Raw genomic sequence first — 24365 nt, forward strand, 5'->3', positions numbered from 1 at the left:
AACGTCTGTTTGATGTGCCTTAAATTCTCCCTTTGTGTAAAACGCAAAGGGTTTTTTCGTTCTATGAAAAAATAGGCATAGCAGAACCTTTCCACTTTCCATGAGATGATCGATGGAAAAGGAGAGAGAAAGATGAAACAAAAAAACAGTGTAGTGCAGATGGTGAGTGTAGCGATGCTAAGTAGTATTGCATATTTACTAATGATGTTGGATTTCCCGTTCCCAGGGCTTCCGCCATTTTTGAAAATTGATTTTAGTGATGTACCAGCTCTAATTGCAGCAATTATCTTTGGACCAGTAGCAGGAGTGATTGTAGAGGCGATAAAGAACATTTTACATTACGGGATTCAAGGAAGTTTAACAGGAGTACCAGTTGGAGAAATTGCAAACTTTATTGCAGGATGTTTATTTATTGGACCAGCAGCTTTCTTATTTAGAAAGTATCGTACTGTGAAGAGTTTAACGACAGGATTAATGCTAGGGACAATTACAATGGCACTTATTATGAGTGTATTAAACTACATCATCATATTCCCGGCTTACACTTGGTTTTTAAATTCACCGGCTATGTCTAGCGAAGCTATCAGAACAACGGTTGTAACGGCAATCTTACCATTTAATTTAATTAAAGGAATTGTTGTAACAATTGTATTTGTAGCATTATTCTCACGCCTGAAAGTATGGGTGTTTGCAAAAATGAAAAATGCATAATATATATTAAAACCATTAGTAGTGTGGAACTACTAATGGTTTTTTATTAAGGAAAATAAAATTTAGATACAAAAAACGCCCCTCATCAATATGAGGGGCGTTTTTTGAAGTTAATAAAAGACTATTCGAATTTTAAAGCGTCTCCGTCGAATGATTCGTCAGCAACTTTAATTGAGTCAGTTGGACAGCCTTCGAATGCATCCATCATATCTTCAATTAATACATCTGGAATTTCAACGATACCTTGGTTATCGTCTAATGTTACAAATGCAATACCTTCATCATCATAGTCATAAATGTCTGGTGCAGCAGCGCCACAAGCACCACATGCAATACAAGTATCTTTATCAACGATTGTATATTTTGCCATCTTTTTTCCCTCCTGATAATATGTATGTGAAAAGCTCGCCATAAAAATTATAACCTTATTGTAAAACGGTTTGTGAAACTTTTCAACATAAAATTATAATGATAATGCTTATCAATTAGAGTGTCAACTTATTTTTGAATTATTTCATAAGATTTTCAAAATACGTAAATGTGATTTCGTTTGATACAATAGAATATATACAAGTATATAGTTCTTATATGATAAGTTTAATGAGCGACAGTAGATAGTGTAATTGTACTGAAAAGAATGAAGTTAAGATTGGAAGGTGGAAGCGGTCATGCAAATACAATATACTTTGTTGCATTGTTTAAAACAATTGAATGGTGAAAGAACCGTTTCTTCTATTTATTATTTACTAAAGGGCAAACGTTCTTCGCAAACTTTACAAGATGGAAATATGTTCCGGATTTCTTTTTTATTTGGGATATATAAATCATTAAATAGAAATGACTATGATGGTGAAGTTGTAAAGTTGTTGCAAGCGGATTTTATTCAAGAAATACATGAAAATACATATGTGTTAACACCTACGGGTAAAATGCAGTTACATAAATGGGAGGAAGTTTATGCTTTTCCAGCACATTTGCATGGTTTACATTATGGTGAATTAGGTGAAACATTTTGGAAAAGATTATCATTGATTATTCAAACCATATCAAATTTACAACAGAATAATACGAAGTTTATCCCAATTCAACAAGATACAGAAATAATGATGTGGGTAAAACGTTTTCTAACAGGAAGGCCATATAAAAGAAGTGAGTTGGCGAGGAAACTATGGACGGAAGTACATAATCTTTTGGAAAAGAGTAATGCGATAGAAGCGACGATTGTAACATATCGACTAACGGGCTATGAACGTATTGGTTGTACATTGCAACAATTAGCAGAAATTACGAAACAAGATATATTCAGGGTGTATTTTTTATTTTGGGGTACAATGCATTTCTTTATACAAGAAGTTCGTGATAAAGAAAATGAATTTCCACTATTAGCTGAAATTATATCTTATCCAAATGAGAGAGCTGAATTATTTAGTTTATCCACGAAAAAAACATATAATTTTTGGAGACAAGGGCGTTCTTTAGAAGAAATAGCGACGATTCGGAATTTAAAGGTTGCAACGATAGAAGATCATTTTGTTGAAATTGCTTTGCGAGAAAAAGATTTTTCTATTGAAATGTTTATGGAAAAAGAAAAGATAGACAAAGTAATAAAAGTAATTGAAGCATTACAAACGCGGAAGTTACGTGTTTTGAAACAAGCTGTTGGAGAAGATATCTCTTATTTTGAAGTTCGTCTTGTATTAGCGCGGATGGAGGGTGTAAATGAAACTTGAAGAATATTTATATAAGTGGTTTGGATATTCTGAATTTCGTCCAGGTCAAAAAGGAGTTATTACAGATTTATTAGAAGGAAAAGATGTGATAGCAATGCTTCCGACTGGAAGAGGGAAATCTATGTGCTATCAGTTTCCGGGGCTTATGCGAGAAGGAACAGTGCTTGTTGTATCACCGTTATTATCTTTAATGGAAGATCAAGTGACACAATTAAAGTATGTTGTGAAAAACCGAGTGATAGCATTTAATAGTTTTCGGACATTAAATGAAAAAAGAGAAGCGATGAAAAAATTATCTTCATATAAATTTATTTTTGTTTCACCAGAGATGTTACAGTCGGAGTTATTAATTAGGGAATTGAAGAAAATTCATATTTCATTATTTGTTGTTGATGAGGCTCATTGTATTTCTCAATGGGGTTATGATTTTAGACCGGACTATAAGAAACTAAATGTAGTTATTGAAAATATTGGTTCTCCTACAGTATTAGCATTGACAGCCACAGCGACAAAAGGGGTACTACAAGATATCGCAGACAGTTTAAATTTAAAGGGTGCCGCGGAACATGTATACTCTATTGACCGTCCTAATATTGCAATGGAGGTGCAATTTGTAGAGACGATAGAAGAAAAGAAAGAGGCGCTTTTGGAGCAGGTGATGTATTTACAAGGGCCGGGAATTGTATATTGTTCAAGTAGAGCGTGGACAGAAAGGTTAACGGAATACTTGAGAGGAAAAGGTGTTACTGGTGTAGCTTTTTATCATGGTGGTATGGAACATGAAGAGCGTATGTTAATTCAACAACAGTTTATGAACGATCAATTGCAGCTTGTAATATGTACAAGTGCATTTGGTATGGGGGTAAATAAGGCGAATACGCAATATATTATTCATTTTCATTATCCAACTAATATAGCTTCTTACTTACAAGAAATCGGAAGAGCTGGAAGAGATGGCGAACCGAGTATAGCTATTTTATTGTGTAGTCCGTTGGATCATGATTTACCAATTTCAATCATTGAGGATGAATTGCCAAGTAAGTCGCAAATACAATTTTTATTTTCTTTACTACAAGAAAGAATGTTTCAAACGAAAGAATTACCAATAGAAGATGTAGAAGAAATTTGTTATAATGCAGCAAGATTTAATGAGCAATATTGGCGTTTCGTTCGTTATCATCTCGAACAGGTTGGAATTATACAACAACGAAGATTATTATTAGAGAGTTTGTCAGATGAAATTATGAACCGATTAATAGCTGAAGTAGAAATAAGGTTGCGTAATAAATATAGTGAGCTAGAAAATATGAAGTCATGGATACGAGTTAAAGGATGTAGACGTGAATATGTGCTGCAACAGTTCGGTTATAGGAAAGAGAAAGAGTTAAATAATTGCTGTGATTATTGTGGTATTACAAAAGAAGATTATAAAAAAAGACGAGCGCAACAATCGGATTTCGACTATAATTGGGAAACAGAGTTACAAAAGCTTTTCGGCCTAGAAAAGATGGGGGAATGATGAACATTCAAAGGCATAATGTTGAAGATATGAGTCCGCAGGAAATAAGGCTGAATCTATATATAACACAGTTAATTATTATCGGTATTGGCTGTTTACTAGCATATATATTATTTCAAGATGTAAAAGAAGTGTTTAATTTATGGAGATGGGAACCAGTATCTATACTTATTATAGGTGGTTTGTTAGCGATTGGTATTGTGTTATTAGATTATGTTGCAATGCGAGTGTTTTCAGAGTCTTGGTTTGATGATGGTGGTATTAACGATAAGATGTTTCGAGGAATGTCGGTTCTGCATTTACTCATTATTACGTTCGTAATCGGTTTTGCAGAAGAATTTTTATTTAGAGGTGTAGTGCAGACTCATTTTGGAATTGTAATTGCGAGTTTCGTATTTGCAGTGTTACATATTCGTTATATAACAAAGCCATTTTTGTTTTGTTTCGTCTGTTTCATTAGTTTTGTCTTTGGTTATGTATTTGAATGGACAGGGAATTTGTTTATAACAATCTTTGCACACTTTCTTGTTGATTTTATAATGGGACTTCAATTAAGAAAATAAATGGAAGGTGGTGGTGAACAACATGAGGAAACGAATTCCTGATTTTGAAGAGGAATTAGAAGTTGAGCGAGTAGAAGAAAAAGAAAGTTTACCGCCGCGTAGTGAAATTCATAGAAATAAAGAGAAAAAACAAAAGTTTAAAATAAATCATATTTTCGTCCGGGTTTTAACATTTCTATTCATTCTGCTGCCGATTAGTATTTTGTGGTATACGGATAAATATATTCAGGTGAAGGGCGATAGTAATAATGCCGGGAAAAGTGCGTTTGAAGTAATCTTCTTTGATTCAGCTAAATCTGAGTCGCAGAAACAGTCTGAAAAAGCGATAACGCATACTGTGAAAGAGGGAGAAACTTTAGAAAGTATAGCGAAGCAATATTTTTCAGATGAAAATGGGGTTGAAGTAATTAAAAAGTATAATAACTTGCAAGAAGATGAAGTGAGTGCAGGTCAAGAATTAAAAATTCCGATAAAAGATAAGTCCACAAAGCAAGAGAGCTAGTGAATTAGGCGAACGCAGTTTGTTATAAAAGCCTAGGGTTATCTTTATGATGAGGGGAGTAAAAAATATGATATGGATTATATTATTCAGTACTCTCATAGGAATGGGGATTTTATTACTTCTTGTGATGTATAAAGAAGCGATGCGTAATACAGTGTTGGAACATACTTTAGTATTTAAAGAATTTCCGAAAAGTTTTCAAAAAGTAAATGTGTTTTTTATTTCTGATATTCATAGAAGAGTCATTTCGAATTTGTTAATTGAACAAGTAAAAGGAAAAGTAGATCTCGTAATTATCGGAGGAGATTTAGCCGAGAAAGGAGTCTCTTTATCAAAAATCTCTGCCAATATTCAAAAGTTAAGAGAGATAGCTCCTGTATATTTTGTGTGGGGAAACAATGATTATGAGATAGAATATCATGAATTAGATGCTTTATTATTAGAAAATAACGTAAAAGTTTTAGATAATACAAGAGTGGTATTTGAGTCTGAATTAGGCGAGAAAATTTGTTTGCTCGGTATAGATGATGTTGGATTGCACCGTGATCGTTTAGATTTGGCATTGGCGGATTGTAAAGAAGATGGTTTTCGTATCTTAGTTAGTCACAACCCTGATATAATAAAAAAGATGTCTGGAAATGAACAGATCTCACTTGTATTAAGTGGACATACGCATGGAGGACAAATCCGATTATTCCCATCTAAAAAATATTTAAAAGGTGGCGTATATAACCATTTGAATACGATTCTCTTTGTTAGTAATGGGTACGGAACAACATTGATACCACTTCGTTTCCGAGCGCCTGCTCAAACACATATTATTACATTGTGCGGAGGGAAATGATGCCAACTCTTAGTGGGAAATATAATATAAAAGCTGTTTCAAATATAATTGGAGTTCAGCCGAGTACGCTTCGCGCATGGGAAAGACGATATCAAATTATTGCCCCAAAGCGGAATCAAGCTGGGCATCGCTTATATACAGAAGAGCATATTCAAATTTTAAAATGGTTAATGGAAAAAGTTTCTTCCGGTATGATGATTGGACAAGCAGTTCAGTTATTAGAAGAGAATCGTTTGCAGAGTACAGTTCAAAAAGAGATACATTTCGATAAAGAAGTTGTTTTAGTGGACGATTTGCTACAAGCTTTGTTAAAATTTGATGAAATTACAATTGCTGCATTATTAAACGAAGCTTTTAGTATATATTCAACAGAAAAGGTTGTTGCCAGTATCGTTCTTCGAGTGACAGACAAATTATTAACGTCAAAAAATAATAATGAGATTTCAATGGTGCAATTTCAATATGCACTATCATTTTTACAAACGCGTCTAGGGATGGTGTATCACAATGCCTCAATGTTTTCTTCTTTACACAAAGTTATTGTGTTAGAAAAGAATGCATTGAAAGGATTTATTTTTTCAACTTATTTACGCTTAAAAGGATATGAGGCGATATATATTAGGACAAGCTTAGCTGAAGATGGTATGTTGTCAGCGGTAGAGGAAATACAGCCGAAATATGTATTTGTATCTTTTGCTGACGAACTAGAAATGAAAAAGACGATGAACTTTATAAATGTATTACAAGAAAAAAGGGAATCTCTTTCTGTTGGATTTATCGGAAAGCTAGGCGTTCTAAACCAGTTGGACATTGAAACAATCTTAATTGGTGATACGAAAGAAGAATGGGATGAATGGTTAAAAATGTCGGAATAGTTGTTCGAAAAGAACCATCTATTTTCTATTTCATATAATAAAAATTAGATGCATTGGTTACGTAGGGAGGGTATGAGATGAGGCTGGAACGATTAAATTACAATAAGATAAAAATTTTTCTAACATTTGATGATTTATCTGAAAGAGGATTAACGAAAGAAGATTTATGGAGAAATGCGCCGAAAGTACAGCAATTATTTCGTGATATGATGCAAGAAGCAAATAAGGAATTAGGATTTGAAGCAGATGGTCCGATTGCAGTTGAAGTGTTTTCTCTACAAGCACAAGGGATGGTTGTAATTGTAACGAAAGAAAATCAAGAAATGGATACGGATGATGAGTTCCGTGACGAGTTTATTGAAATGCAAGTGACTCTAGATGAAAGTGAACATATATTATATGAGTTTGCTACGCTAGATGACATAATTAACCTGTCGAATCGCTTATATAACCTTGGTGTAACTGGCGGAAAGCTATATACGTGGGATGAGCGCTTCTATCTTTGGGTGGAAGAAGAGGAACAAATTCAATTGTTAAAAGCGGATTTTATAGCTATTTTAGCGGAATACGGCAATCCGTCTACAGCAACTATTTATCGCATCATGGAGTACGGTAAAGAGTTAATGGATTTTAACGCGATAGAACAAATACACAATTACTTTGTGAAAAAACAAAACCTCAGCTAATACAACATAGCTGAGGTTTTGTTTTTATTTGGATAAGGGAAGGGATGATAGTAAATACGCGAACATACTTTTTGAAAATAAAATATGCAGTTTTATGGGAGCGTCGCTGAGGAAAATAAAAAATATTTAAATATTTAAGTATTTTACTTTTCTAAAAGTAATAAAAGGACTATAATAATAGTGAAAACGCTTGCAACAGAAAATAGTTTGTATATATTTGTTAGCGTTTTCTATTGCATTCCAAATTTAAGGGTGTATACTAGGCAATGAAGGTTTACTAAACAAGTGAAATTACAGGGGGTTTACTTACTATGGTAGCCGAAAAGGGAACTCAAACAAAAACACAACAACAAAGGGAACAACATTTTGAACTATTGAATTCAACACAAATTGTTATTAGTGAAGCGTTAGAAAAATTGGGTTATCCAAACGAAGTATATGAATTATTAAAAGAACCAATTCGTATGATGACAGTGAAAATACCAGTTCGTATGGATGACGGGACTGTTAAAATATTTACAGGATATCGTGCACAACATAATGATGCTGTTGGTCCAACGAAAGGTGGAATTCGCTTCCATCCGAATGTAACAGAAAATGAAGTGAAAGCACTTTCAATCTGGATGAGTTTAAAATGTGGTATTGTTGATTTACCATATGGTGGAGGTAAGGGTGGAATTATCTGTGATCCACGTGAAATGTCATTCCGTGAGTTAGAAAGATTAAGCCGCGGTTATGTACGAGCAATTAGCCAAATCGTAGGTCCGACGAAAGATATTCCGGCTCCAGATGTATTCACAAACTCTCAAATTATGGCATGGATGATGGATGAGTATAGCCGTATTGATGAATTTAATTCACCAGGATTTATTACAGGTAAACCGCTTGTATTAGGTGGATCACATGGACGTGAAACAGCAACTGCGAAAGGTGTAACAATTTGTATTCGCGAAGCTGCGAAAAAACGTGGCATTGATATTAAGGGTGCACGCGTTGTTGTTCAAGGGTTCGGTAATGCTGGTAGCTTCTTAGCTAAATTTATGCATGATGCAGGTGCGAAAGTTATTGCAATCTCAGATGCTTACGGCGCTTTACATGATCCAAACGGATTAGATATTGATTATTTATTAGACCGTCGTGATAGCTTCGGTACAGTAACAAAGCTATTTAACAATACAATTTCAAACAAAGAATTGTTAGAGCTTGATTGCGATATTTTAGTTCCAGCTGCAATTGAGAACCAAATTACAGAAGAAAATGCTAATGATATTAAAGCGAAAATCGTTGTTGAAGCTGCAAATGGTCCAACAACATTAGAAGCGACTAAAATTTTAACAGATCGCGGAATTTTACTTGTTCCAGACGTATTAGCAAGTGCTGGTGGTGTAACGGTATCTTACTTTGAGTGGGTACAAAATAACCAAGGTTACTACTGGACTGAAGAAGAAGTAGAACAACGTTTAGAAAAAGTAATGGTAAAATCATTTGATTCTATTTATGAAACAGCACAAGTTCGTAAAGTGAACATGCGCTTAGCGGCGTACATGATTGGTGTTCGTAAAATGGCTGAAGCAAGCCGCTTCAGAGGTTGGGTATAAAATATTATATCTTGAGAAAACGTGATTTCCTTTCGAGGGAATCACGTTTTTTTGTTGAAGTATTAAATGAGGTGTTGTATATGGAGAATGAAATGCTGGAACGAGTAGAACAATTAGAAGAAAAGGTTAAGAGGTTAGAGGGAGAACTTGCAAGAACGGTGAAAGCTCGAAAAATAAGTACTGTTCGGATATTCGGGGAAGGGCTACTGTTTTTGATATTTGGTATGGTTGTAGTAGGGCCGATTATTGCCGTTGTAATCTCAATTTTTACTTGGCTTGCTGAAAAATAAAATAAAAATAAAAAGAACGCTTGTTCTACACGAACAAACGTGCTATACTCTCCTTAGATAAACAAAACGGAAATGATTTTAAGGAGAGATAAATGATGAAAATGACAGTAGACCAAAGATTTATGATGCCAGCAGATGTTGTAGAGCGAGTGGAAGTATTACGAAACAAACAAAGCAAGCGTGGCACATTATTACAATCGGTAAACAAATTTTTCGGTTTAGATACGAAAGAAGATTGTGTTTGGTTTTACGGTTTTTATGGAGTGGCTGTAAGTATCTTGTTGTTTATGGTGTTCACTTCAAATATTTTCGATTTTCTCTTCGCGTAAGAAATATGCGATAAGGACATTGCTACCGAATACATATATAAGGAAGTAAGGTAATCTTCTAGAGCGGGAGTTGGTAGCAATGGCGATGTTTCCTATAGAGCGCAACTATATAGGATATGGAAGTTCACGACCGGGGATTCCTCTAACTAAAGTGAGATTTATTGTAAGTCATGATACGGGGAATCCTGGAAGCAATGCGATAGGAAATCGAGATTACTTTAATGAATTACAACCGAAAGCTTCGGCGCATACATTTATAGATGATAAAACAATATTGGAGATTATTCCTATAAATGAAGTTGCATATCATGTTCGATATGGTGTGCCGACGGATAATGACTTATACGGCTATGACGCGAATAAGGCGGCCATTGGAGTGGAACTTTGTTATGGCGGTGATGTTAACTTTTGGGAAGCATATAATCGTTTTACATGGTATCATGCGTATTTATGCCAAAATTTTGGCTTAAATCCGAAAAAAGATATCGTGTCACATAAAACGCTTGATCCAGCTAGAAAGATTGATCCTGAGAATGTATTAGGGAAACAAGGTATTAAATTTCAGCAGTTTTTAGCAGATGTCTATCGGATGTACGTTTCGTTTAGATGACAAATATATGAAAAATGAATACAATAAAGATAGGTGCCTACTGCTGTAAGTAGGTTTTTTCTTGTTTTTATAAATAGTGTATTGGTAGAAGACTAGGAGTGGACGAGTATGCAGAAAGAAACAGTTATTATAATCGGAGGCGGTCCGTGCGGATTAGCGGCAGCGATTTCGTTGCAAAAGGTAGGGATAAATCCGTTAGTAATTGAAAAAGGAAACATTGTAAATGCCATTTATAATTATCCAACTCATCAAACATTTTTCTCTTCTAGTGAAAAATTAGAAATTGGTGATGTAGCTTTTATTACAGAAAATCGTAAGCCAGTTCGAAATCAAGCGCTTGCGTATTATCGTGAAGTAGTAAAACGTAAATCTGTACGTGTAAATGCTTTTGAGCGAGTGGAGAAAGTTCAAAACGATGGAGAAGTTTTTCAGGTTGAGACGACAAAGCGTGACGGAAGTAAAGAAATATATATAGCGAAATATATTGTTGTAGCAACTGGATATTATGATAATCCAAATTATATGAATGTTCCAGGTGAGGAATTGAAGAAAGTAGCTCACTATTTTAAAGAGGGGCATCCTTATTTTGATCGAGATGTAGTAGTTATAGGTGGGAAAAACTCGAGTGTAGATGCCGCGTTAGAACTTGTTAAAGCTGGTGCGCGTGTAACGGTACTGTATCGTGGAAGTGAGTATTCACCAAGCATAAAGCCTTGGATTTTGCCGGAATTTGAGGCGTTAGTACGAAATGACACAATTCAAATGCATTTCGGGGCTCATGTGAAAGAAATTACTGAGCATACATTAACGTTTACAGTTGATGGTGAAGATTTTACAATCCAAAATGATTTTGTATTTGCGATGACTGGTTATCATCCTGATCATAGCTTCTTAACAAAGATGGGTGTTAAGATTGATGAAGAAACAGGACGTCCAATTTATACAGAGGATAGAATGGAAACGAATGCTGAAAATATTTTCATTGCAGGTGTCATAGCTGCTGGAAATAATGCAAATGAAATATTTATCGAGAACGGTAGATTTCATGGAGATGCGATTGCACAAACTATTGCATCAAGAGAAAAATAAAAAGGAGCTGTCGGGAAAACCTCGACAGCTCCTTTTTATTCGTGCATAAACATATTTTGAATGGATTCATGAGAATTTGTATTCTCTAATGCGACAAGTAATTTAATGCGTGCTTTTTGTGCATTTAAGCCGTATGTGAATACAATGCCCATATCTTTTAAGTGTTTACCGCCACCTTCATACGAATATACGTCTTGAACGATACCGTTGAAACAGCGAGAAACTAATACGACAGGAATACCTTTATTTAATAATCGTTCTAGACTAGGAAGTGTTCTTGGAGGTAGATTACCTTGTCCAAGCGCTTCGATAACAATACCGTCTACAGGAAGATTTTCGATTGCTGCTAATAATGTATCATCCATGCCGGCATATGCTTTTAGAACAACTACATTTTTAGATACTTTGTTTATCGTATATGTTTCGTGATGTACTAAAGCGTGATGGAAGACAACACCGCGTTTTGTTACCATTCCAATTGGTCCATATTGTGGGCTTTGGAATGTTGCGACATTACTTGTATGTGTTTTCGTTACATTTGTAGCGCAATGAATTTCGTCGTTTAATACGACTAAAACACCTTTTTCTGCAGCTTCATCACAACTAGCAACTTTTACAGCTGATAAGAAGTTATATAGACCATCAGCACCTAACTCATTGCTAGAGCGCATTGCACCTGTCACAACAATCGGAATGGTTGCTTGTACTGTTAAATCTAAGAAATAAGCTGTTTCTTCTAATGTATCCGTACCATGCGTAATGACTACGCCATGAATGTTGTCTTGTTTTACTCTTTCATCAATGATGACTTGTAATTGTAACATTTCGCTCGGTGTCATATGAGGAGATGGTAGATGGAACACATCTTCAACGATTAAATCAACATCGCCTTCTAAATCAGGAATGAATTTTAAAAGAGGATTTTTTTCACCTGGTTGTACGACCCCAGTTTCTTTATCTTCCTCCATTGCAATTGTTCCACCTGTGTGTAAAACTAGGATTCTTTTCAATGCTTATACCCCTTTCAAGTAAAAAAATACATTTAGAACATAACATGTTTTGAGTAAATTCGACAATGGAAATGTATAAAAGTATGCCTCGAAAATGACAATAAAATTAACTGCTATATGTACGATGTATAAAATCACGAAACGAAATGTGCAAATATAGTATAGGAGGGGCAATTATGTTGAAAAAGATGGAGAGAATTTTTATTCGTATATTAATAATACAATTCATTTGTCTTTCTGTTGTACAATTGTTATTTATACATAAGTCATCAGTGAAATATTTATCTAAAATTGTTTATTACGAAGGTGTCATGGTAAAAAATAAAGCAGAAATCTTGCAGGTGAATAGGTAGTTTTCATTTTCTTCTATGAAGGATTATGCTACAATAATTGAGGATTTAATGACGTGAAGCAAATGAGAAGAAGCAGGGTGAACACCTGCTTTTCGTTTTGTTTTATAAGTGAAAAAATGAGGTGTTACAATGGATAAACGAATTTCAATTGCTATAGATGGTCCAGCAGCTGCTGGGAAAAGTACAGTGGCAAAAGTTGTTGCGAAGGAACTTTCTTACGTTTATATTGATACAGGCGCGATGTACCGTACGCTTACATATGCAGCCCTTGAACAAAAAGTAGATATTGAAAATGAAGAACAGTTAATGGAAGTTGTAAAGAATGTAAATATTGAATTTCAGCAAGGAGAAAATACGCAGCTTGTATTTTTGAATGGACAAGATGTTTCTGAAGTAATCCGTACACCTGATGTGACGAATCGAGTATCTATTGTAGCGAAGCATCGCCTCGTTCGTGAAGAAATGGTACGTCGTCAGCAAGAGTTAGCGAAAAAAGGCGGCGTTGTAATGGACGGCCGTGATATTGGTACACATGTATTACCGGATGCTGAAGTGAAAATCTTTATGCTTGCTTCTGTTGAAGAAAGAGCGGAAAGAAGGCATTTAGAAAATTTAAATAAAGGTTTCGCTTCTAATTTAGAGCAGCTAAAAGAAGAAATTGCTCAGCGTGATAAATTAGATTCAGAACGCGAAGTTTCTCCACTAAAAAAGGCTGATGATGCATTGGAATTAGATACGACTTCTTTATCAATTGAAGAAGTTGTCCAAAAAATTATGAGTATTGTTTCAGGAGTGTTTGCGAAATAAAGAAAGGGGATAATCCTCTTTCTTTTTTTGTTGAAATAGAAATGTAAAGGATACATGAATTGTGAGTCTCTTTCCTTGACAAATGAGCTGATTTGTAAGAAGTTAGTTAAAGAGGAATAAAACTGTCAGAATATATTCGCTATTATATTTCAAAACATACTTTTTTCAAGCTGGTTTTGCTGTATACTATTTATATAGGTTTAATATATTTTCTTGTGAATGGTATTGAAAAAGAGTATGTGATGAGAAATTCTTAAACATGCAAATGAAAACTTTGTTTTCATTTCGTATATACATAAAAAAATGCTTTGTCAATTCTGTAGGGAGGTATTTCCATGGTAGAGAAAATGAATGAAGAAGTTATGGATTCAAAAGAATTACAAGTTGGTGACGTTGTTACAGGTTCTGTAACGAAAGTTGAAGAGAAACAAGTGCTTGTAAATGTTGGATACAAAACAGATGGCGTAATTCCAATTAGTGAATTAGCTAACGTTCATATTGAAAAAGCAAGCGATGTTGTAGAATTAGATCAAACACTAGAGTTGAAAATTATTAAATTAGAAGAAGATGATCTTGTCTTATCTAAACGTGCTGTTGATGCAGAAAAAGCATGGGTAGAATTACAAGAGAAATTTACTTCTGGTCATGTATTTGATGTTACTGTAAAAGATATTGTGAATGGCGGATTAGTTGTGGACCTTGGTGTTCGCGGTTTTATTCCAGCTTCACTTGTAGAAGTACATTATGTAGAAGACTTTACTGACTATAAAGGTAAAACATTAGCGGTGAAAATTGTTGAATTAGACCGTGAAAAAAATCGTGTAATCCTTTCGCATAAAGCGGTAGTAGAATTAGAACTAGATTCTAAGAAAAAAGAAGCAATTTCTTCATTAAAAGAAGGTGACGTTGTTGAAGGAACAGTGCAACGATTAACTGACTTTGGTGCTTTCGTTAACGTTGGTGGCGTGGACGGTTTAGTTCACATTTCACAAATTTCACACGAACGTGTAGAGCAACCTTCTGAAGTATTAGAGCAAGGTCAAAAGGTTAAGGTAAAGGTGTTATCTGTTGATGCTGATACACAACGTATTTCTTTATCAATTAAAGCGGCTCAACCAGGACCTTGGGAAAACGTTGCTGGCGAAATAAAAGCTGGAGATATTCGTAAGGGAGTAGTAAAACGCCTTGTTACATTTGGTGCATTCGTTGAGATTTTACCTGGCGTTGAAGGACTTGTACACGTATCTCAAATTGCAAATCGTCACGTGAAAAACCCGAATGAAGTATTGGAAATGGGACAAGAAGTAAAAGTGAAAGTACTTGAAGTTCACGTAGCAGAGAAACGTATTTCTTTAAGTATAAAAGAAGCGCTTGAGGAAAATAATGTAATTGAAGATTATAGTCAGTATGAGCCAAATGCTGATTCTGCTACTTTCCAATTAAGTGATATTATTGGTGAACAACTGAAAAAATTAAAGAAATAATGAGGGGTACAAGTGGTAAGGGCAAAACGTAAATTAGATCATATTGAATACGCTCTTTCTACTGGTCAGTCTCGTACGCATGGCTTTCATGATATTGATTTTGTGCATCAAAGCTTGCCAAATTCAAATTATGACACAATAACATGTGAAACAAAAATCGGCGAACTTTCACTAAGTTCGCCGATTTTTATCAATGCGATGACTGGTGGTGGAGGAGAGAAAACGTTACATATTAATGAGCAATTAGCATATGTAGCGAAACAGCATAACCTTGCTATGGCTGTAGGGTCGCAAATGGCGGCGTTAAAAGATGAAAGTGAGGCTGCTTCTTATAAGGTGATTAGAAAGGTAAACCCGAATGGTATTTTCTTTGCTAATTTAGGTAGTGAGGCAACTATCGAGCAGGCAGAGCGTGCCGTTGATATGATTGAAGCGAATGCATTGCAAATTCATTTAAATGTCATACAAGAGTTAACGATGCCAGAAGGAGACCGTGACTTTACTGGTGTACTTCAGCGCATAGAGAAAATTGTTTTAAATAGTAAAGTTCCTGTCATTGTAAAAGAAGTTGGATTTGGGATGAGCAAGGAAACAATGCAACAGTTAGCGAACGTAGGTGTAACGGCAATTGATATTGGTGGGCAAGGTGGTACGAATTTTGCTGCTGTTGAAAATGAAAGAAGACAGCGAATGCTTTCTTATTTTAATAACTGGGGCATACAAACAGCAACCTCGATTATTGAAGCAACCTCTACAAATAATAACCTCTCTTTTATTGCATCAGGGGGTATACAGACAGCGCTTGACGTAGCGAAAGCAATCGCATTAGGGGCGAATACAACTGCGTTTGCTGGTTACTTTTTACGTATTTTAATGCAAGATGGTATCGAGAAATTAGTGGATGAAATTGAGCTTCTACATACAGATTTGAAATTTATTATGACAGCTCTTGGTGCGAAGACGATAGAAGAGTTGCAATCTGTACCTCTTGTTGTAAAAGGTGAAACATATCATTGGTTAATGCAGCGTGGTATTGATACTGCGCATTATAGTAGGAGATAAAAAATCAACCGTTCGGTTGATTTTTTTGTTTTGTTTTCTTTCTCGTAATATAAAATGGAATTGGTATTTTATAAAAATTGTAATTGAAAAAAGGTTAAAAAATGAAGATGATTAGTTACTAGAGTTTTGGAGGGGGCTTGATTTTCTAAAGGAAATAGGTGGAGGTAAAAAAAGTGATAGGAGGATATAGTACACAAAATATTATTTCAATATAAATAAAAATCATTAAAATGATTATGTAAAAGACGGTTTCGTACAATATCGAAACCGTCTTTTTGTATTCATTAGTGCTGGTTTTGTTTTCGAGCCTGCTCTGGTGTATCAAGTCCAGTTGCACCTGGATATTGTAGTGATTGATCACGATCAGATTCAACGCGGCGTGATTCTCGTAGTTTTCGTTCTTGGCGATCTTTACCCATAATGAATAACACCTCCTTGTTAAAAGTGTTGCTGTTATAAGAAAAAACTATGCGTAAATAAAGTGGATTAACTTTCATAAAAAATTCCCATAATGGAAAACATAGGAGGTGAAGTAGATGGATGGAAGTACTTTTTATTTTATAGCTTGGATAGGGTGGGTTGTCGTAACCTTTTTTATGAAAAAGGACCATATTCGGTGGAAGTTAGGCGCTTGTATATTGATTTTTATAATTTGCTCTCCGTTACATGTAACGATCGCCTCATTCATGGTATCAGTAAATGCTCTTTTACTTTGTATTATTTCTTTTATAGGGATCGCGCTGTATTCTGTTTGGAAAAAATTATATAGCTTACTTTCGGCACTTATTATTGCGATGTTATATACAAGTTTTCATCTGTTAGAGATATATGATCCGATTTGGATTGTGGTGGATAGAGTGTTTCTGCTAAGTAGTGCTCTTGTGTATGCATCGGTGTTATTGCATGGGGATCGCATATTACGATTATGTTCCCTATATGTAGGGATGTTACAAGGAGAGTTGCTAGTGACATTTATTTTTCGGAAATTGAATTTTCCATATGATTACGGTAGTTTAGCATTTTTTGATATCGTCGCCGTTTCTACATTATTCATGGCAGTATTGTTTTGGATTGCAAAAGCATCAGTATACATGGAACAGTTTAAGAGAAAAACACGTAAAAGAAAGGCGAGGGTAATACATGACTGAATATACACCAGCCATTTTATGCGGCGTAATAGCGGGGACAGTTACAAGGGTGTTAATGCTTCGGACGGATACACGGCAATATCCGACGAGGCTACATGGAAAGATTATTCATATTGCAATGGGGTTAATTGCAGCAGCTTTAGGAGCGATTGCAATCCCATCTATTTTGAAAAAAGATTTTTCTGCCATTACATTTCTTACGTTAGCAGCGACACAATTTCGTGATGTACGTAATATGGAAAGAAATACACTTCAACAATTAGATGGATATGAGCTCGTACCGCGTGGAAATACGTACATTGAAGGGATTGCATTGGTTTTTGAAAGTCGCAACTATTTGGCGATGTTAACGTCGTTTGCAACGACGTTTGCGTATATAGGGTTCCGTTCATGGATTGCTGGAGTAATTATGGCTATAATCGCATTTTTTATTGCGAAAAAATTAATGTCTGGTAGAAGACTCCATGACCTTGTAGATATTGAGCATGTTCCGCTGCGTTTTGAAGGAGCAGGGCTTTATATCGATAATATTTATATTATGAATATTGGATTGCCGGTGAGGCAAGAAGAGATTATGAAATATGGCATGGGGTTTATATTAAAACCGAAATCAATTGATGCGATGGTGACAATCTCAAATTTAGGGCAACGGCAAGCTATTTTACACGATGTTTCGGTGGCGTTAGGCATTTATAGAGATTCTGGTACACCAGCGCTTGTACCGTTAGCAAAGCGTGATTTAGAGGATGGCAGGGTTGGGATTTTTGTCTTACCGCAAGATCAAGATGCAGAGAAAGCGATAAGTGTCATAGGAAATGTACCAACGTTAGAAAGTGCTGTCCATATGTCATCGGAAGCCCCGAAAGGAAGGGGAGATAAGAGATGATGTTAGAAAGCGTTATCCTGGCAGTTATTACAACAGCGCCAGAAAAATTTGCAGGTGGTGCTCCTTTATTTGTTTGTGAGTCGATGGAGGAACTAGAATTTGTTGCAAATAATTTAGAGGCAATTTTAGATGGTATTGCGCATCGCTTACAAGAGAATGTATATATTATTGTGAAACATTAGGAACGTGTGTTATAATGTGAGGTGTTTTGATACGTTGAGAAATATTCTGGAATGCAAATCCCTTCTTGCACAAAGAAGGGTTTTTTACATAATAAACAGAAGCAAGTTGAAAGGATGAAAGTATATGCCGAAACCAGTAATAGCAATAGTAGGCCGCCCGAACGTAGGAAAATCTACTATTTTCAATAGAATAGTTGGAGAAAGAGTTTCAATCGTAGAAGATATCCCAGGTATAACTCGAGACCGTATTTATAGTGCGGGAGAATGGTTAAATCATGAGTTTAACATTATTGATACAGGTGGAATTGATATTGGAGACGAGCCGTTCTTGACACAAATTCGTCAACAGGCGGAAGTTGCGATTGATGAAGCAGATGTTATCATTTTTATGACGAATGGTCGCGATGGTGTAACTGCAGCGGATGAAGAAGTTGCTAAAATTTTGTATCGTTCTAAAAAACCAATTGTACTTGCGGTAAATAAAGTTGATAATCCAGAAATGCGTAGTGATATTTATGATTTTTATTCATTAGGATTTGGCGAGCCATTCCCGATTTCAGGTACACACGGTTTAGGACTTGGTGATTTGTTAGATGAAGCTGCAAATCATTTTCCAAAGATTGAAGAAGAAGCGTATGACGATGAAACAATCCGTTTCTCTTTAATTGGACGTCCAAACGTAGGGAAATCATCGCTTGTAAATGCACTTCTTGGTCAAGAACGTGTAATTGTAAGTAATATCGCAGGAACGACGCGTGATGCTGTCGATACACCATATAGTAAAGATGATCAAGATTATGTAATCATCGATACAGCTGGTATGCGTAAAAAAGGAAAAGTATATGAAAGTACAGAAAAGTATAGTGTACTTCGTGCACTTAGAGCGATTGAACGTTCTGACGTTGTTTTAGTTGTTTTAGACGGAGAAGAAGGAATTATTGAGCAAGATAAAAAAATCGCTGGATATGCTCATGATTCAGGACGAGCTGTTATTATCGTTGTAAACAAATGGGATGCAGTGAAAAAAGATGAAAAAACAATGAAAGCATTTGAAGAAAACATTCGTGCTCATTTCCAATTCTTGGATTATGCACCGATTGTATTCTTATCTGCAAAAACGAAAAAACGTACACAAACGTTATTACCGGTTATCAATGAGGTAAATGAAAGCCATAGTATCCGTGTACAAACAAACGTATTAAACGATGTAATTATGGATGCGGTAGCGATGAATCCAACACCGACTCATAATGGTAGCCGTCTGAAAATCTTCTATGCGACACAGGTTGCGGTAAAACCACCGACATTTGTTGTGTTTGTAAACGATACAGAATTAATGCACTTTTCATATGAGCGCTTCTTAAAGAATCGTTTACGTGAAGCGTTCGGTTTTGTAGGAACGCCGATTCACATTATTGCTCGAGCAAGAGACTAATGGAGAGGATGTGATTTTATGACAAAAATCACAGTAGTAGGAGCAGGTAGCTGGGGAACAGCGTTAGCGATGGTATTAGCTGACAATGGACATGATGTACGTATTTGGGGAAATCGCTCAGAACTTATGGATGAAATGAATACGAAACATGAGAATAGTCGATATCTCCCAGGCATTACATTGCCAAGCACAATCGTAGCCTACTCTTCTTTAGAAGAAGCATTAGTAGATGTAAATACAGTACTGCTAGTAGTACCGACGAAAGCGTACAGAGATGTATTACAAGAGATGAAAGAAATTGTTACAGAACCGATTACTTGGATTCATGCGAGTAAAGGGATTGAACCTGGTACGTCAAAACGTATTTCGGAAGTAATCGAGGAAGAAATTCCAGAGAACTTAATTAAAGATGTTGTTGTATTGTCTGGACCGAGTCATGCTGAAGAAGTTGGTTTACGACAAGCGACAACAGTTACGTCTGCAGCAAAGCGTATGGAAGCGGCTGAGGAAGTACAAGATTTATTTATGAATAGTTATTTCCGTGTATACACAAATCCAGATATCGTTGGAGTTGAACTTGGTGGTGCGTTAAAAAATATTATCGCATTAGCTGCTGGTATAACTGATGGTCTTGGATTAGGTGATAATGCAAAAGCGGCATTGATGACACGTGGTTTAACAGAGATTGCTCGTTTAGGAAGAAAAATGGGCGGGAATCCGTTAACGTTTGCTGGTCTAACTGGTATGGGAGACTTAATTGTAACTTGTACAAGTGTTCATAGCCGAAATTGGCGCGCTGGAAATATGCTTGGAAAAGGACATTCTTTAGAAGAAGTGTTAGAAAGCATGGGTATGGTTGTGGAAGGTGTAAGAACAACGAAAGCTGCTCATGAATTGGCAGAGAAAATGGAAGTTGAAATGCCGATTACAGCTGCTTTATATGACGTGCTGTTCAATGGGAATAACGTAAAAGATGCGGTAGGCTCATTAATGGGACGTGTTCGAAAACATGAAGTGGAAGCTATACCTGACTTACTGTAAAGAAAAGCGACAGAAGTACATTTGTACTTCTGTCGCTTTTTTATTTTATGGGTCTTTTCACCATTTATTTATTTTTGCATAGGATGAAGAGTAACTTGAGGAGAGGGTGAAAAGAATGGATAATAACATTTTTAATAATATTGAGAAGGAAGCGAAAGTAAATAAAGAGGATATTTTTAAATTAGCATCATCCGTGCAAAATGCGAATTTACGTGATGAAACTGTACTTCGTCAATTGATTCATCAAGTGGCTCTTATGGCGGGACGTGAAGTGCCGAAAGAGCAAGAGGATCAAATTGTAAAAGCGATTATTAATAATAATATGCCAGCGGATTTTGGCTCGTTAAGCAAAATGTTTAAAAAATAAATTATGAGAAACAAAGAGTTTGTAGATTGCATATGATAGCCATGAAAGAATGGGAATAGAGCTGTTTTTGGGCATATTTGGTCAACCGAAGCGAGAGATATAATCGCTTCGGTTTTATTTTTATCTAGATTGGTGGAAGATGCTGAAAAACCTATTGATTAAAGTTACATATTTGCGATTTGTAGTAAAATGTTCTTTTTGTATTTGTTTAAAGATTTTAATTTGTTAAAATAGTATAAAAATAGATTAATAAAAAGGGGTGTGTATATGTCAGAAGGGCTTATGAAAATGTGGTTGGCTTTAGGGGCAATTGGATTTATGTTTTTTGCAGTAAGTTTTATTTTATTAAGTAGACATAAAATAAAGAATAAATTTTTGAAAGGGATTACAGCGTTAGTAGCGTACACCCTTATGGTTGTGTCAGGAATTGTTATTTTTCTTGTTGTATTTAGTGGACCTGTACAGCAGTAAATGGAATGGTCTCGAAAATACTACATACGGAGCAAGTTATATTAGTATGAAAAGGTGATGCTAGTGAAAAAAGTCCATATTATTTTAATATTTTGTTGTATGAGCCTTTTAACGGGGTGTCTGTATCCGAAAGAAAATATGAAGCAAAATGCGGTTCCTTATGAAGATCAGCTACAGGTTGTTCAAAAAGCTGTTGTCACATTTAAGGAGCAAAATGATGGGATATTGCCAATTAAGACGAGGGATATGAGTACACCTATTTATCAAAAGTATCCAATCGATTTTCAACAGATTGCTCCGCGTTACATACAAGAAGCGCCAGGGAATGCATATGAAAGTGGAGGAGTATATCAATACGTATTAATAGACGTTGAAACAAATCCAACAGTAAAGTTAATTGATGTTAGGATGGCTGAACAAATTCAGGAATTATCTTTAAAACTTAGGATGTATCGTGATGAACATCAATATCCACCTTTTAAAAAAGTAATTTCAGATGGTGTATATGAATTGGATTTCAAAAAACTAGGATATAAAGATGTGCCACAAGTGACAAGTCCATATTCTGGTAAAGGGCTTCCTTTTGTAATTAATGAAAAAGGAGAAGTTTTTGTTGATTATAGAATCGACTTATATGACGCTTTGAAAAAAAATGAAGGGCAGTTTACGGAGGGAGAAGATATTCGAAATATACTTTCGAAAGGTTCCCCGTTTGTACCAGCTTATTCTTTACCGTACACAGTAAAGAACGGAGAACCAATTTTTTTAAAATCATAAGTCATGAACCTTTCTTTTAGTGAATAAGTTCTAGAAGAAAGGTTTTTTATGTTATACAACTTACGATGCAAACAAAAGATATTTTTTAATAGTCATATGAAATTGGACAAAATTATATGATATATTGTCCGAACTTCTAGAATACCATTATATTATATCAGATATTATAGGCAACGTTAGAGAAGGTATTAGTTGACTATAAACGCGGAATTATTCCCAAAAATTTTGAGGGAGGGAATCACTTGGAAAAGGTAGATATTTTTAAAGATATTGCAGAACGAACAGGCGGTGATATTTATTTTGGAGTTGTAGGAGCTGTTCGAACAGGGAAATCAACATTCATTAAAAAATTTATGGAACTTGTAGTTATTCCAAATATTGAGAATGAGTCTGACCGTCAAAGAGCGCAGGATGAATTGCCTCAAAGTGCTGCTGGTCGTACAATTATGACGACGGAACCGAAGTTTGTTCCAAACCAAGCGGTTTCTATCGAAGTAGATGAAGGACTTGAAGTGAACATTCGATTAGTAGATTGTGTTGGATATACGGTTCCAGGAGCGAAGGGCTATGAAGATGAGAATGGCCCGCGCATGATTAATACCCCTTGGTATGAAGAACCTATTCCATTTCATGAAGCTGCAGAAATCGGCACGCGTAAAGTAATTCAAGAACATTCAACAATTGGTGTTGTAATTACAACAGATGGAACAATTGGTGAAATTCCAAGAAGAGATTATATAGAGGCAGAAGAACGCGTTGTAAATGAGTTGAAAGAAGTAGGAAAACCTTTCATTATGATAATTAATACGGTACAGCCGTATCATCCAGATACAGAGCAATTACGCCAAAGTTTATCAGAAGAATATGATATCCCGGTTATTGCAATGAGTGTGGAGAGTTTAAGAGAAACAGATGTATATAATGTACTTCGTGAAGCGCTATTTGAATTCCCTGTATTAGAAGTGAATGTGAACCTTCCGAGCTGGGTAATGGTGCTAAATGAAGGGCATTGGTTGCGTCAAAGTTATCAAGAAGCAGTTCAAGAAACTGTGAAGGATATAAAACGTCTTCGTGATGTGGATCGCGTTGTTTGGCAGTTTAGTCAATATGAATTTATTGATCGAGCGAGCCTAGCTGGCATTGATATGGGGCAAGGTGTGGCGGAGATTGATTTATATGCGCCAGATGAATTATATGATCAGATTTTAAAAGAAGTAGTAGGAGTAGAAATTCGAGGGAAAGATCATTTATTGAAGCTTATGCTCGATTTATCTCATGCGAAAATAGAATACGACCAAGTGGCAGATGCATTGCGTATGGTTAAGCAAACAGGATATGGTGTAGCAGCCCCTGCGCTAGCGGATATGAGCTTAGATGAGCCAGAAATTATTCGTCATGGTTCAAGGTTTGGTGTGAAGTTAAAAGCGGTAGCGCCATCTATTCATATGATTAAAGTAGATGTAGAGTCAACGTTTGAGCCGATCATTGGTACTGAAAAGCAAAGTGAAGAATTAGTTCGTTATTTAATGCAAGATTTTGAAGATGACCCGTTATCAATTTGGAATTCTGATATATTTGGACGTTCGCTTAGCTCGATTGTTCGAGAAGGAATTCAGGCGAAATTATCTTTAATGCCAGAAAATGCTAGATATAAATTAAAAGAAACGCTAGAAAGAATTATTAATGAAGGATCTGGCGGATTAATTGCGATTATACTATAAGAAAAATCCCTCTCACTGTAGAGGGATTTTTTGTTTTTCCGATTATAAAATAGAAAAATAAACAGTCATTATCTAATACATTGTTGTAAATTGTCAAGTTTCATCAGATTTTCACATTTTCAGAGTAACAATTTCCTTAAAAATATTGAATTATAAAGGAGAATCGTATAATATAGGCGTTGATAATGATTTATCTACATCTTTGTAGTATAGAATTTGTAAAAATTGCCTACAAATGAAAGTAAGACTCATTTTATGATCATTATACAGTCTTA

29 protein-coding genes are annotated in these 24365 nt (G+C 35.4%); 26 read left to right on the forward strand and 3 right to left on the reverse strand.

Going from position 1 to position 24365, the window contains the following annotated elements; all coding sequences use genetic code 11:
• The first annotated feature begins 132 nt into the window (after positions 1-132).
• Entirely contained in the window at positions 133-711 is a 579-nt protein-coding gene (locus N2V79_RS07655; protein WP_000810856.1) for an ECF transporter S component, read from the forward strand.
• A gap of 121 nt (positions 712-832) precedes the next feature.
• Here N2V79_RS07655 and N2V79_RS07660 read toward each other — a convergent pair whose 3' ends face one another.
• Positions 833-1081, reverse strand: coding sequence for a ferredoxin (locus N2V79_RS07660; RefSeq protein ID WP_001151993.1), 249 nt, complete (start codon positions 1079-1081; stop codon positions 833-835).
• A gap of 298 nt (positions 1082-1379) precedes the next feature.
• On the opposite strand from N2V79_RS07660, the gene N2V79_RS07665 reads away from it, so the two are divergent.
• The 12 genes from N2V79_RS07665 to N2V79_RS07720 all read left to right on the forward strand — a co-directional run bounded on the left by N2V79_RS07665 (position 1380) and on the right by N2V79_RS07720 (position 11346).
• Positions 1380-2441, forward strand: coding sequence for a helix-turn-helix domain-containing protein (locus tag N2V79_RS07665; protein WP_001167017.1), 1062 nt, complete (start codon positions 1380-1382; stop codon positions 2439-2441).
• On the forward strand, positions 2431-3960 hold the full coding sequence (gene recQ / locus N2V79_RS07670; RefSeq protein WP_000762977.1) for an ATP-dependent DNA helicase RecQ: 1530 nt from the start codon (positions 2431-2433) through the stop codon (positions 3958-3960). The genes N2V79_RS07665 and recQ overlap by 11 nt, the downstream gene beginning before the upstream one ends.
• Positions 3960-4523, forward strand: coding sequence for a CPBP family intramembrane glutamic endopeptidase (locus tag N2V79_RS07675; RefSeq protein ID WP_340719756.1), 564 nt, complete (start codon positions 3960-3962; stop codon positions 4521-4523). Before recQ ends, N2V79_RS07675 begins: the two co-directional genes overlap by 1 nt.
• 22 nt (positions 4524-4545) lie before the next feature.
• On the forward strand, positions 4546-5025 hold the full coding sequence (locus tag N2V79_RS07680) for a LysM peptidoglycan-binding domain-containing protein (protein WP_001231555.1): 480 nt from the start codon (positions 4546-4548) through the stop codon (positions 5023-5025).
• Between the two features lie 67 nt (positions 5026-5092).
• The gene (locus N2V79_RS07685; RefSeq protein WP_000637796.1) at positions 5093-5869 is read left to right on the forward strand and encodes a metallophosphoesterase; all 777 of its coding nucleotides are present in this window, start codon (positions 5093-5095) and stop codon (positions 5867-5869) included.
• Positions 5869-6744, forward strand: coding sequence for a MerR family transcriptional regulator (locus N2V79_RS07690; RefSeq protein ID WP_065228528.1), 876 nt, complete (start codon positions 5869-5871; stop codon positions 6742-6744). Before N2V79_RS07685 ends, N2V79_RS07690 begins: the two co-directional genes overlap by 1 nt.
• Positions 6745-6821: 77 nt before the next feature.
• Positions 6822-7430 carry a genetic competence negative regulator gene (locus N2V79_RS07695; protein ID WP_001235398.1) on the forward strand — a complete coding sequence of 203 codons (609 nt, stop codon included), beginning with the start codon at positions 6822-6824 and terminating at the stop codon, positions 7428-7430.
• Positions 7431-7741: 311 nt separating this feature from the next.
• A complete protein-coding gene (gene gudB, locus N2V79_RS07700) occupies positions 7742-9028 on the forward strand; it encodes an NAD-specific glutamate dehydrogenase (protein ID WP_000225172.1) in 1287 nt (428 codons plus the stop codon).
• 80 nt (positions 9029-9108) lie between these two features.
• Positions 9109-9318 (forward strand): hypothetical protein, encoded by a 210-nt coding sequence (locus tag N2V79_RS07705; RefSeq protein ID WP_000426766.1) that lies wholly within the window; start codon positions 9109-9111, stop codon positions 9316-9318.
• 92 nt (positions 9319-9410) lie between these two features.
• Positions 9411-9647, forward strand: coding sequence for a DUF3961 domain-containing protein (locus N2V79_RS07710; protein WP_001983018.1), 237 nt, complete (start codon positions 9411-9413; stop codon positions 9645-9647).
• A 79-nt stretch (positions 9648-9726) separates the two neighbouring features.
• Entirely contained in the window at positions 9727-10257 is a 531-nt protein-coding gene (locus N2V79_RS07715; RefSeq protein ID WP_001240655.1) for a peptidoglycan recognition protein family protein, read from the forward strand.
• Positions 10258-10365: 108 nt separating this feature from the next.
• Complete coding sequence (locus N2V79_RS07720; protein WP_001168518.1) at positions 10366-11346, forward strand: YpdA family putative bacillithiol disulfide reductase; 981 nt, start codon at positions 10366-10368, stop codon at positions 11344-11346.
• Positions 11347-11381: 35 nt separating this feature from the next.
• On the opposite strand, the gene ansA is transcribed toward N2V79_RS07720, so the two are convergent.
• The gene (ansA, locus tag N2V79_RS07725) at positions 11382-12356 is read right to left on the reverse strand and encodes an asparaginase (RefSeq protein WP_000822009.1); all 975 of its coding nucleotides are present in this window, start codon (positions 12354-12356) and stop codon (positions 11382-11384) included.
• 179 nt (positions 12357-12535) lie between these two features.
• Between ansA and N2V79_RS07730 the strand changes: the two genes are divergently transcribed.
• The 4 genes from N2V79_RS07730 (at position 12536) to N2V79_RS07745 (ending at position 16062) form a co-directional block, all read left to right on the forward strand.
• Positions 12536-12709 carry a YpfB family protein gene (locus N2V79_RS07730; RefSeq protein WP_023521499.1) on the forward strand — a complete coding sequence of 58 codons (174 nt, stop codon included), beginning with the start codon at positions 12536-12538 and terminating at the stop codon, positions 12707-12709.
• Between the two features lie 129 nt (positions 12710-12838).
• A complete protein-coding gene (cmk, locus tag N2V79_RS07735; protein WP_095691160.1) occupies positions 12839-13516 on the forward strand; it encodes a (d)CMP kinase in 678 nt (225 codons plus the stop codon).
• Positions 13517-13851: 335 nt separating this feature from the next.
• Positions 13852-15000 (forward strand): 30S ribosomal protein S1, encoded by a 1149-nt coding sequence (gene rpsA / locus N2V79_RS07740; RefSeq protein WP_340719757.1) that lies wholly within the window; start codon positions 13852-13854, stop codon positions 14998-15000.
• Between the two features lie 12 nt (positions 15001-15012).
• On the forward strand, positions 15013-16062 hold the full coding sequence (locus N2V79_RS07745) for a type 2 isopentenyl-diphosphate Delta-isomerase (RefSeq protein ID WP_000251041.1): 1050 nt from the start codon (positions 15013-15015) through the stop codon (positions 16060-16062).
• A 284-nt stretch (positions 16063-16346) separates the two neighbouring features.
• Here N2V79_RS07745 and N2V79_RS07750 read toward each other — a convergent pair whose 3' ends face one another.
• Positions 16347-16481, reverse strand: a complete 135-nt coding sequence (locus tag N2V79_RS07750; RefSeq protein ID WP_000513900.1) for a YpzI family protein — start codon at positions 16479-16481, stop codon at positions 16347-16349.
• Between the two features lie 117 nt (positions 16482-16598).
• Between N2V79_RS07750 and N2V79_RS07755 the strand changes: the two genes are divergently transcribed.
• The 9 genes from N2V79_RS07755 (at position 16599) to spoIVA (ending at position 24090) form a co-directional block, all read left to right on the forward strand.
• Positions 16599-17210 carry a YphA family membrane protein gene (locus N2V79_RS07755; RefSeq protein WP_002093921.1) on the forward strand — a complete coding sequence of 204 codons (612 nt, stop codon included), beginning with the start codon at positions 16599-16601 and terminating at the stop codon, positions 17208-17210.
• A complete protein-coding gene (locus N2V79_RS07760) occupies positions 17203-18096 on the forward strand; it encodes a YIEGIA family protein (RefSeq protein WP_000141599.1) in 894 nt (297 codons plus the stop codon). Before N2V79_RS07755 ends, N2V79_RS07760 begins: the two co-directional genes overlap by 8 nt.
• Entirely contained in the window at positions 18093-18278 is a 186-nt protein-coding gene (locus N2V79_RS07765; protein ID WP_000979048.1) for a capping complex subunit for YIEGIA, read from the forward strand. The genes N2V79_RS07760 and N2V79_RS07765 overlap by 4 nt, the downstream gene beginning before the upstream one ends.
• Positions 18279-18402: 124 nt before the next feature.
• Complete coding sequence (der, locus tag N2V79_RS07770) at positions 18403-19713, forward strand: ribosome biogenesis GTPase Der (RefSeq protein WP_001125890.1); 1311 nt, start codon at positions 18403-18405, stop codon at positions 19711-19713.
• Between the two features lie 18 nt (positions 19714-19731).
• Positions 19732-20754 (forward strand): NAD(P)H-dependent glycerol-3-phosphate dehydrogenase, encoded by a 1023-nt coding sequence (locus N2V79_RS07775; RefSeq protein WP_000161783.1) that lies wholly within the window; start codon positions 19732-19734, stop codon positions 20752-20754.
• Between the two features lie 115 nt (positions 20755-20869).
• The gene (locus tag N2V79_RS07780) at positions 20870-21121 is read left to right on the forward strand and encodes a stage VI sporulation protein F (protein ID WP_000369753.1); all 252 of its coding nucleotides are present in this window, start codon (positions 20870-20872) and stop codon (positions 21119-21121) included.
• 267 nt (positions 21122-21388) lie between these two features.
• Entirely contained in the window at positions 21389-21592 is a 204-nt protein-coding gene (locus tag N2V79_RS07785) for a DUF2768 domain-containing protein (protein ID WP_001289005.1), read from the forward strand.
• A gap of 63 nt (positions 21593-21655) precedes the next feature.
• Positions 21656-22369: a hypothetical protein gene (locus N2V79_RS07790; protein WP_000755480.1), complete on the forward strand. Its 714-nt coding sequence runs from the start codon at positions 21656-21658 to the stop codon at positions 22367-22369.
• A gap of 242 nt (positions 22370-22611) precedes the next feature.
• Positions 22612-24090, forward strand: coding sequence for a stage IV sporulation protein A (spoIVA, locus tag N2V79_RS07795; protein WP_000416519.1), 1479 nt, complete (start codon positions 22612-22614; stop codon positions 24088-24090).
• Positions 24091-24365 lie beyond the last annotated feature (275 nt).

The organism is Bacillus sp. CH_70 (assembly GCF_038007045.1).
GTDB classification, from domain to species: domain Bacteria; phylum Bacillota; class Bacilli; order Bacillales; family Bacillaceae_G; genus Bacillus_A; species Bacillus_A cereus.

Bases quoted from the DNA above. Each gene is read 5' to 3' on its own strand.
- N2V79_RS07775 (WP_000161783.1), top strand. From the start codon at position 19,732: ATGACAAAAATCACAGTAGTAGGAGCAGGTAGCTGGGGAACAGCGTTA.
- N2V79_RS07760 (WP_000141599.1), top strand. From the start codon at position 17,203: ATGACTGAATATACACCAGCCATTTTATGCGGCGTAATAGCGGGGACA.
- N2V79_RS07750 (WP_000513900.1), bottom strand. From the start codon at position 16,481: ATGGGTAAAGATCGCCAAGAACGAAAACTACGAGAATCACGCCGCGTT.
- N2V79_RS07690 (WP_065228528.1), top strand. From the start codon at position 5,869: ATGCCAACTCTTAGTGGGAAATATAATATAAAAGCTGTTTCAAATATA.
- N2V79_RS07665 (WP_001167017.1), top strand. From the start codon at position 1,380: ATGCAAATACAATATACTTTGTTGCATTGTTTAAAACAATTGAATGGT.
- N2V79_RS07755 (WP_002093921.1), top strand. From the start codon at position 16,599: ATGGATGGAAGTACTTTTTATTTTATAGCTTGGATAGGGTGGGTTGTC.
- N2V79_RS07715 (WP_001240655.1), top strand. From the start codon at position 9,727: ATGGCGATGTTTCCTATAGAGCGCAACTATATAGGATATGGAAGTTCA.
- N2V79_RS07765 (WP_000979048.1), top strand. From the start codon at position 18,093: ATGATGTTAGAAAGCGTTATCCTGGCAGTTATTACAACAGCGCCAGAA.
- N2V79_RS07655 (WP_000810856.1), top strand. From the start codon at position 133: ATGAAACAAAAAAACAGTGTAGTGCAGATGGTGAGTGTAGCGATGCTA.
- rpsA (WP_340719757.1), top strand. From the start codon at position 13,852: ATGGTAGAGAAAATGAATGAAGAAGTTATGGATTCAAAAGAATTACAA.
- cmk (WP_095691160.1), top strand. From the start codon at position 12,839: ATGGATAAACGAATTTCAATTGCTATAGATGGTCCAGCAGCTGCTGGG.
- N2V79_RS07705 (WP_000426766.1), top strand. From the start codon at position 9,109: ATGGAGAATGAAATGCTGGAACGAGTAGAACAATTAGAAGAAAAGGTT.
- N2V79_RS07695 (WP_001235398.1), top strand. From the start codon at position 6,822: ATGAGGCTGGAACGATTAAATTACAATAAGATAAAAATTTTTCTAACA.
- N2V79_RS07710 (WP_001983018.1), top strand. From the start codon at position 9,411: ATGATGAAAATGACAGTAGACCAAAGATTTATGATGCCAGCAGATGTT.
- N2V79_RS07685 (WP_000637796.1), top strand. From the start codon at position 5,093: ATGATATGGATTATATTATTCAGTACTCTCATAGGAATGGGGATTTTA.
- N2V79_RS07660 (WP_001151993.1), bottom strand. From the start codon at position 1,081: ATGGCAAAATATACAATCGTTGATAAAGATACTTGTATTGCATGTGGT.
- N2V79_RS07680 (WP_001231555.1), top strand. From the start codon at position 4,546: ATGAGGAAACGAATTCCTGATTTTGAAGAGGAATTAGAAGTTGAGCGA.
- der (WP_001125890.1), top strand. From the start codon at position 18,403: ATGCCGAAACCAGTAATAGCAATAGTAGGCCGCCCGAACGTAGGAAAA.
- N2V79_RS07720 (WP_001168518.1), top strand. From the start codon at position 10,366: ATGCAGAAAGAAACAGTTATTATAATCGGAGGCGGTCCGTGCGGATTA.
- N2V79_RS07780 (WP_000369753.1), top strand. From the start codon at position 20,870: ATGGATAATAACATTTTTAATAATATTGAGAAGGAAGCGAAAGTAAAT.
- N2V79_RS07785 (WP_001289005.1), top strand. From the start codon at position 21,389: ATGTCAGAAGGGCTTATGAAAATGTGGTTGGCTTTAGGGGCAATTGGA.
- gudB (WP_000225172.1), top strand. From the start codon at position 7,742: ATGGTAGCCGAAAAGGGAACTCAAACAAAAACACAACAACAAAGGGAA.
- recQ (WP_000762977.1), top strand. From the start codon at position 2,431: ATGAAACTTGAAGAATATTTATATAAGTGGTTTGGATATTCTGAATTT.
- N2V79_RS07675 (WP_340719756.1), top strand. From the start codon at position 3,960: ATGAACATTCAAAGGCATAATGTTGAAGATATGAGTCCGCAGGAAATA.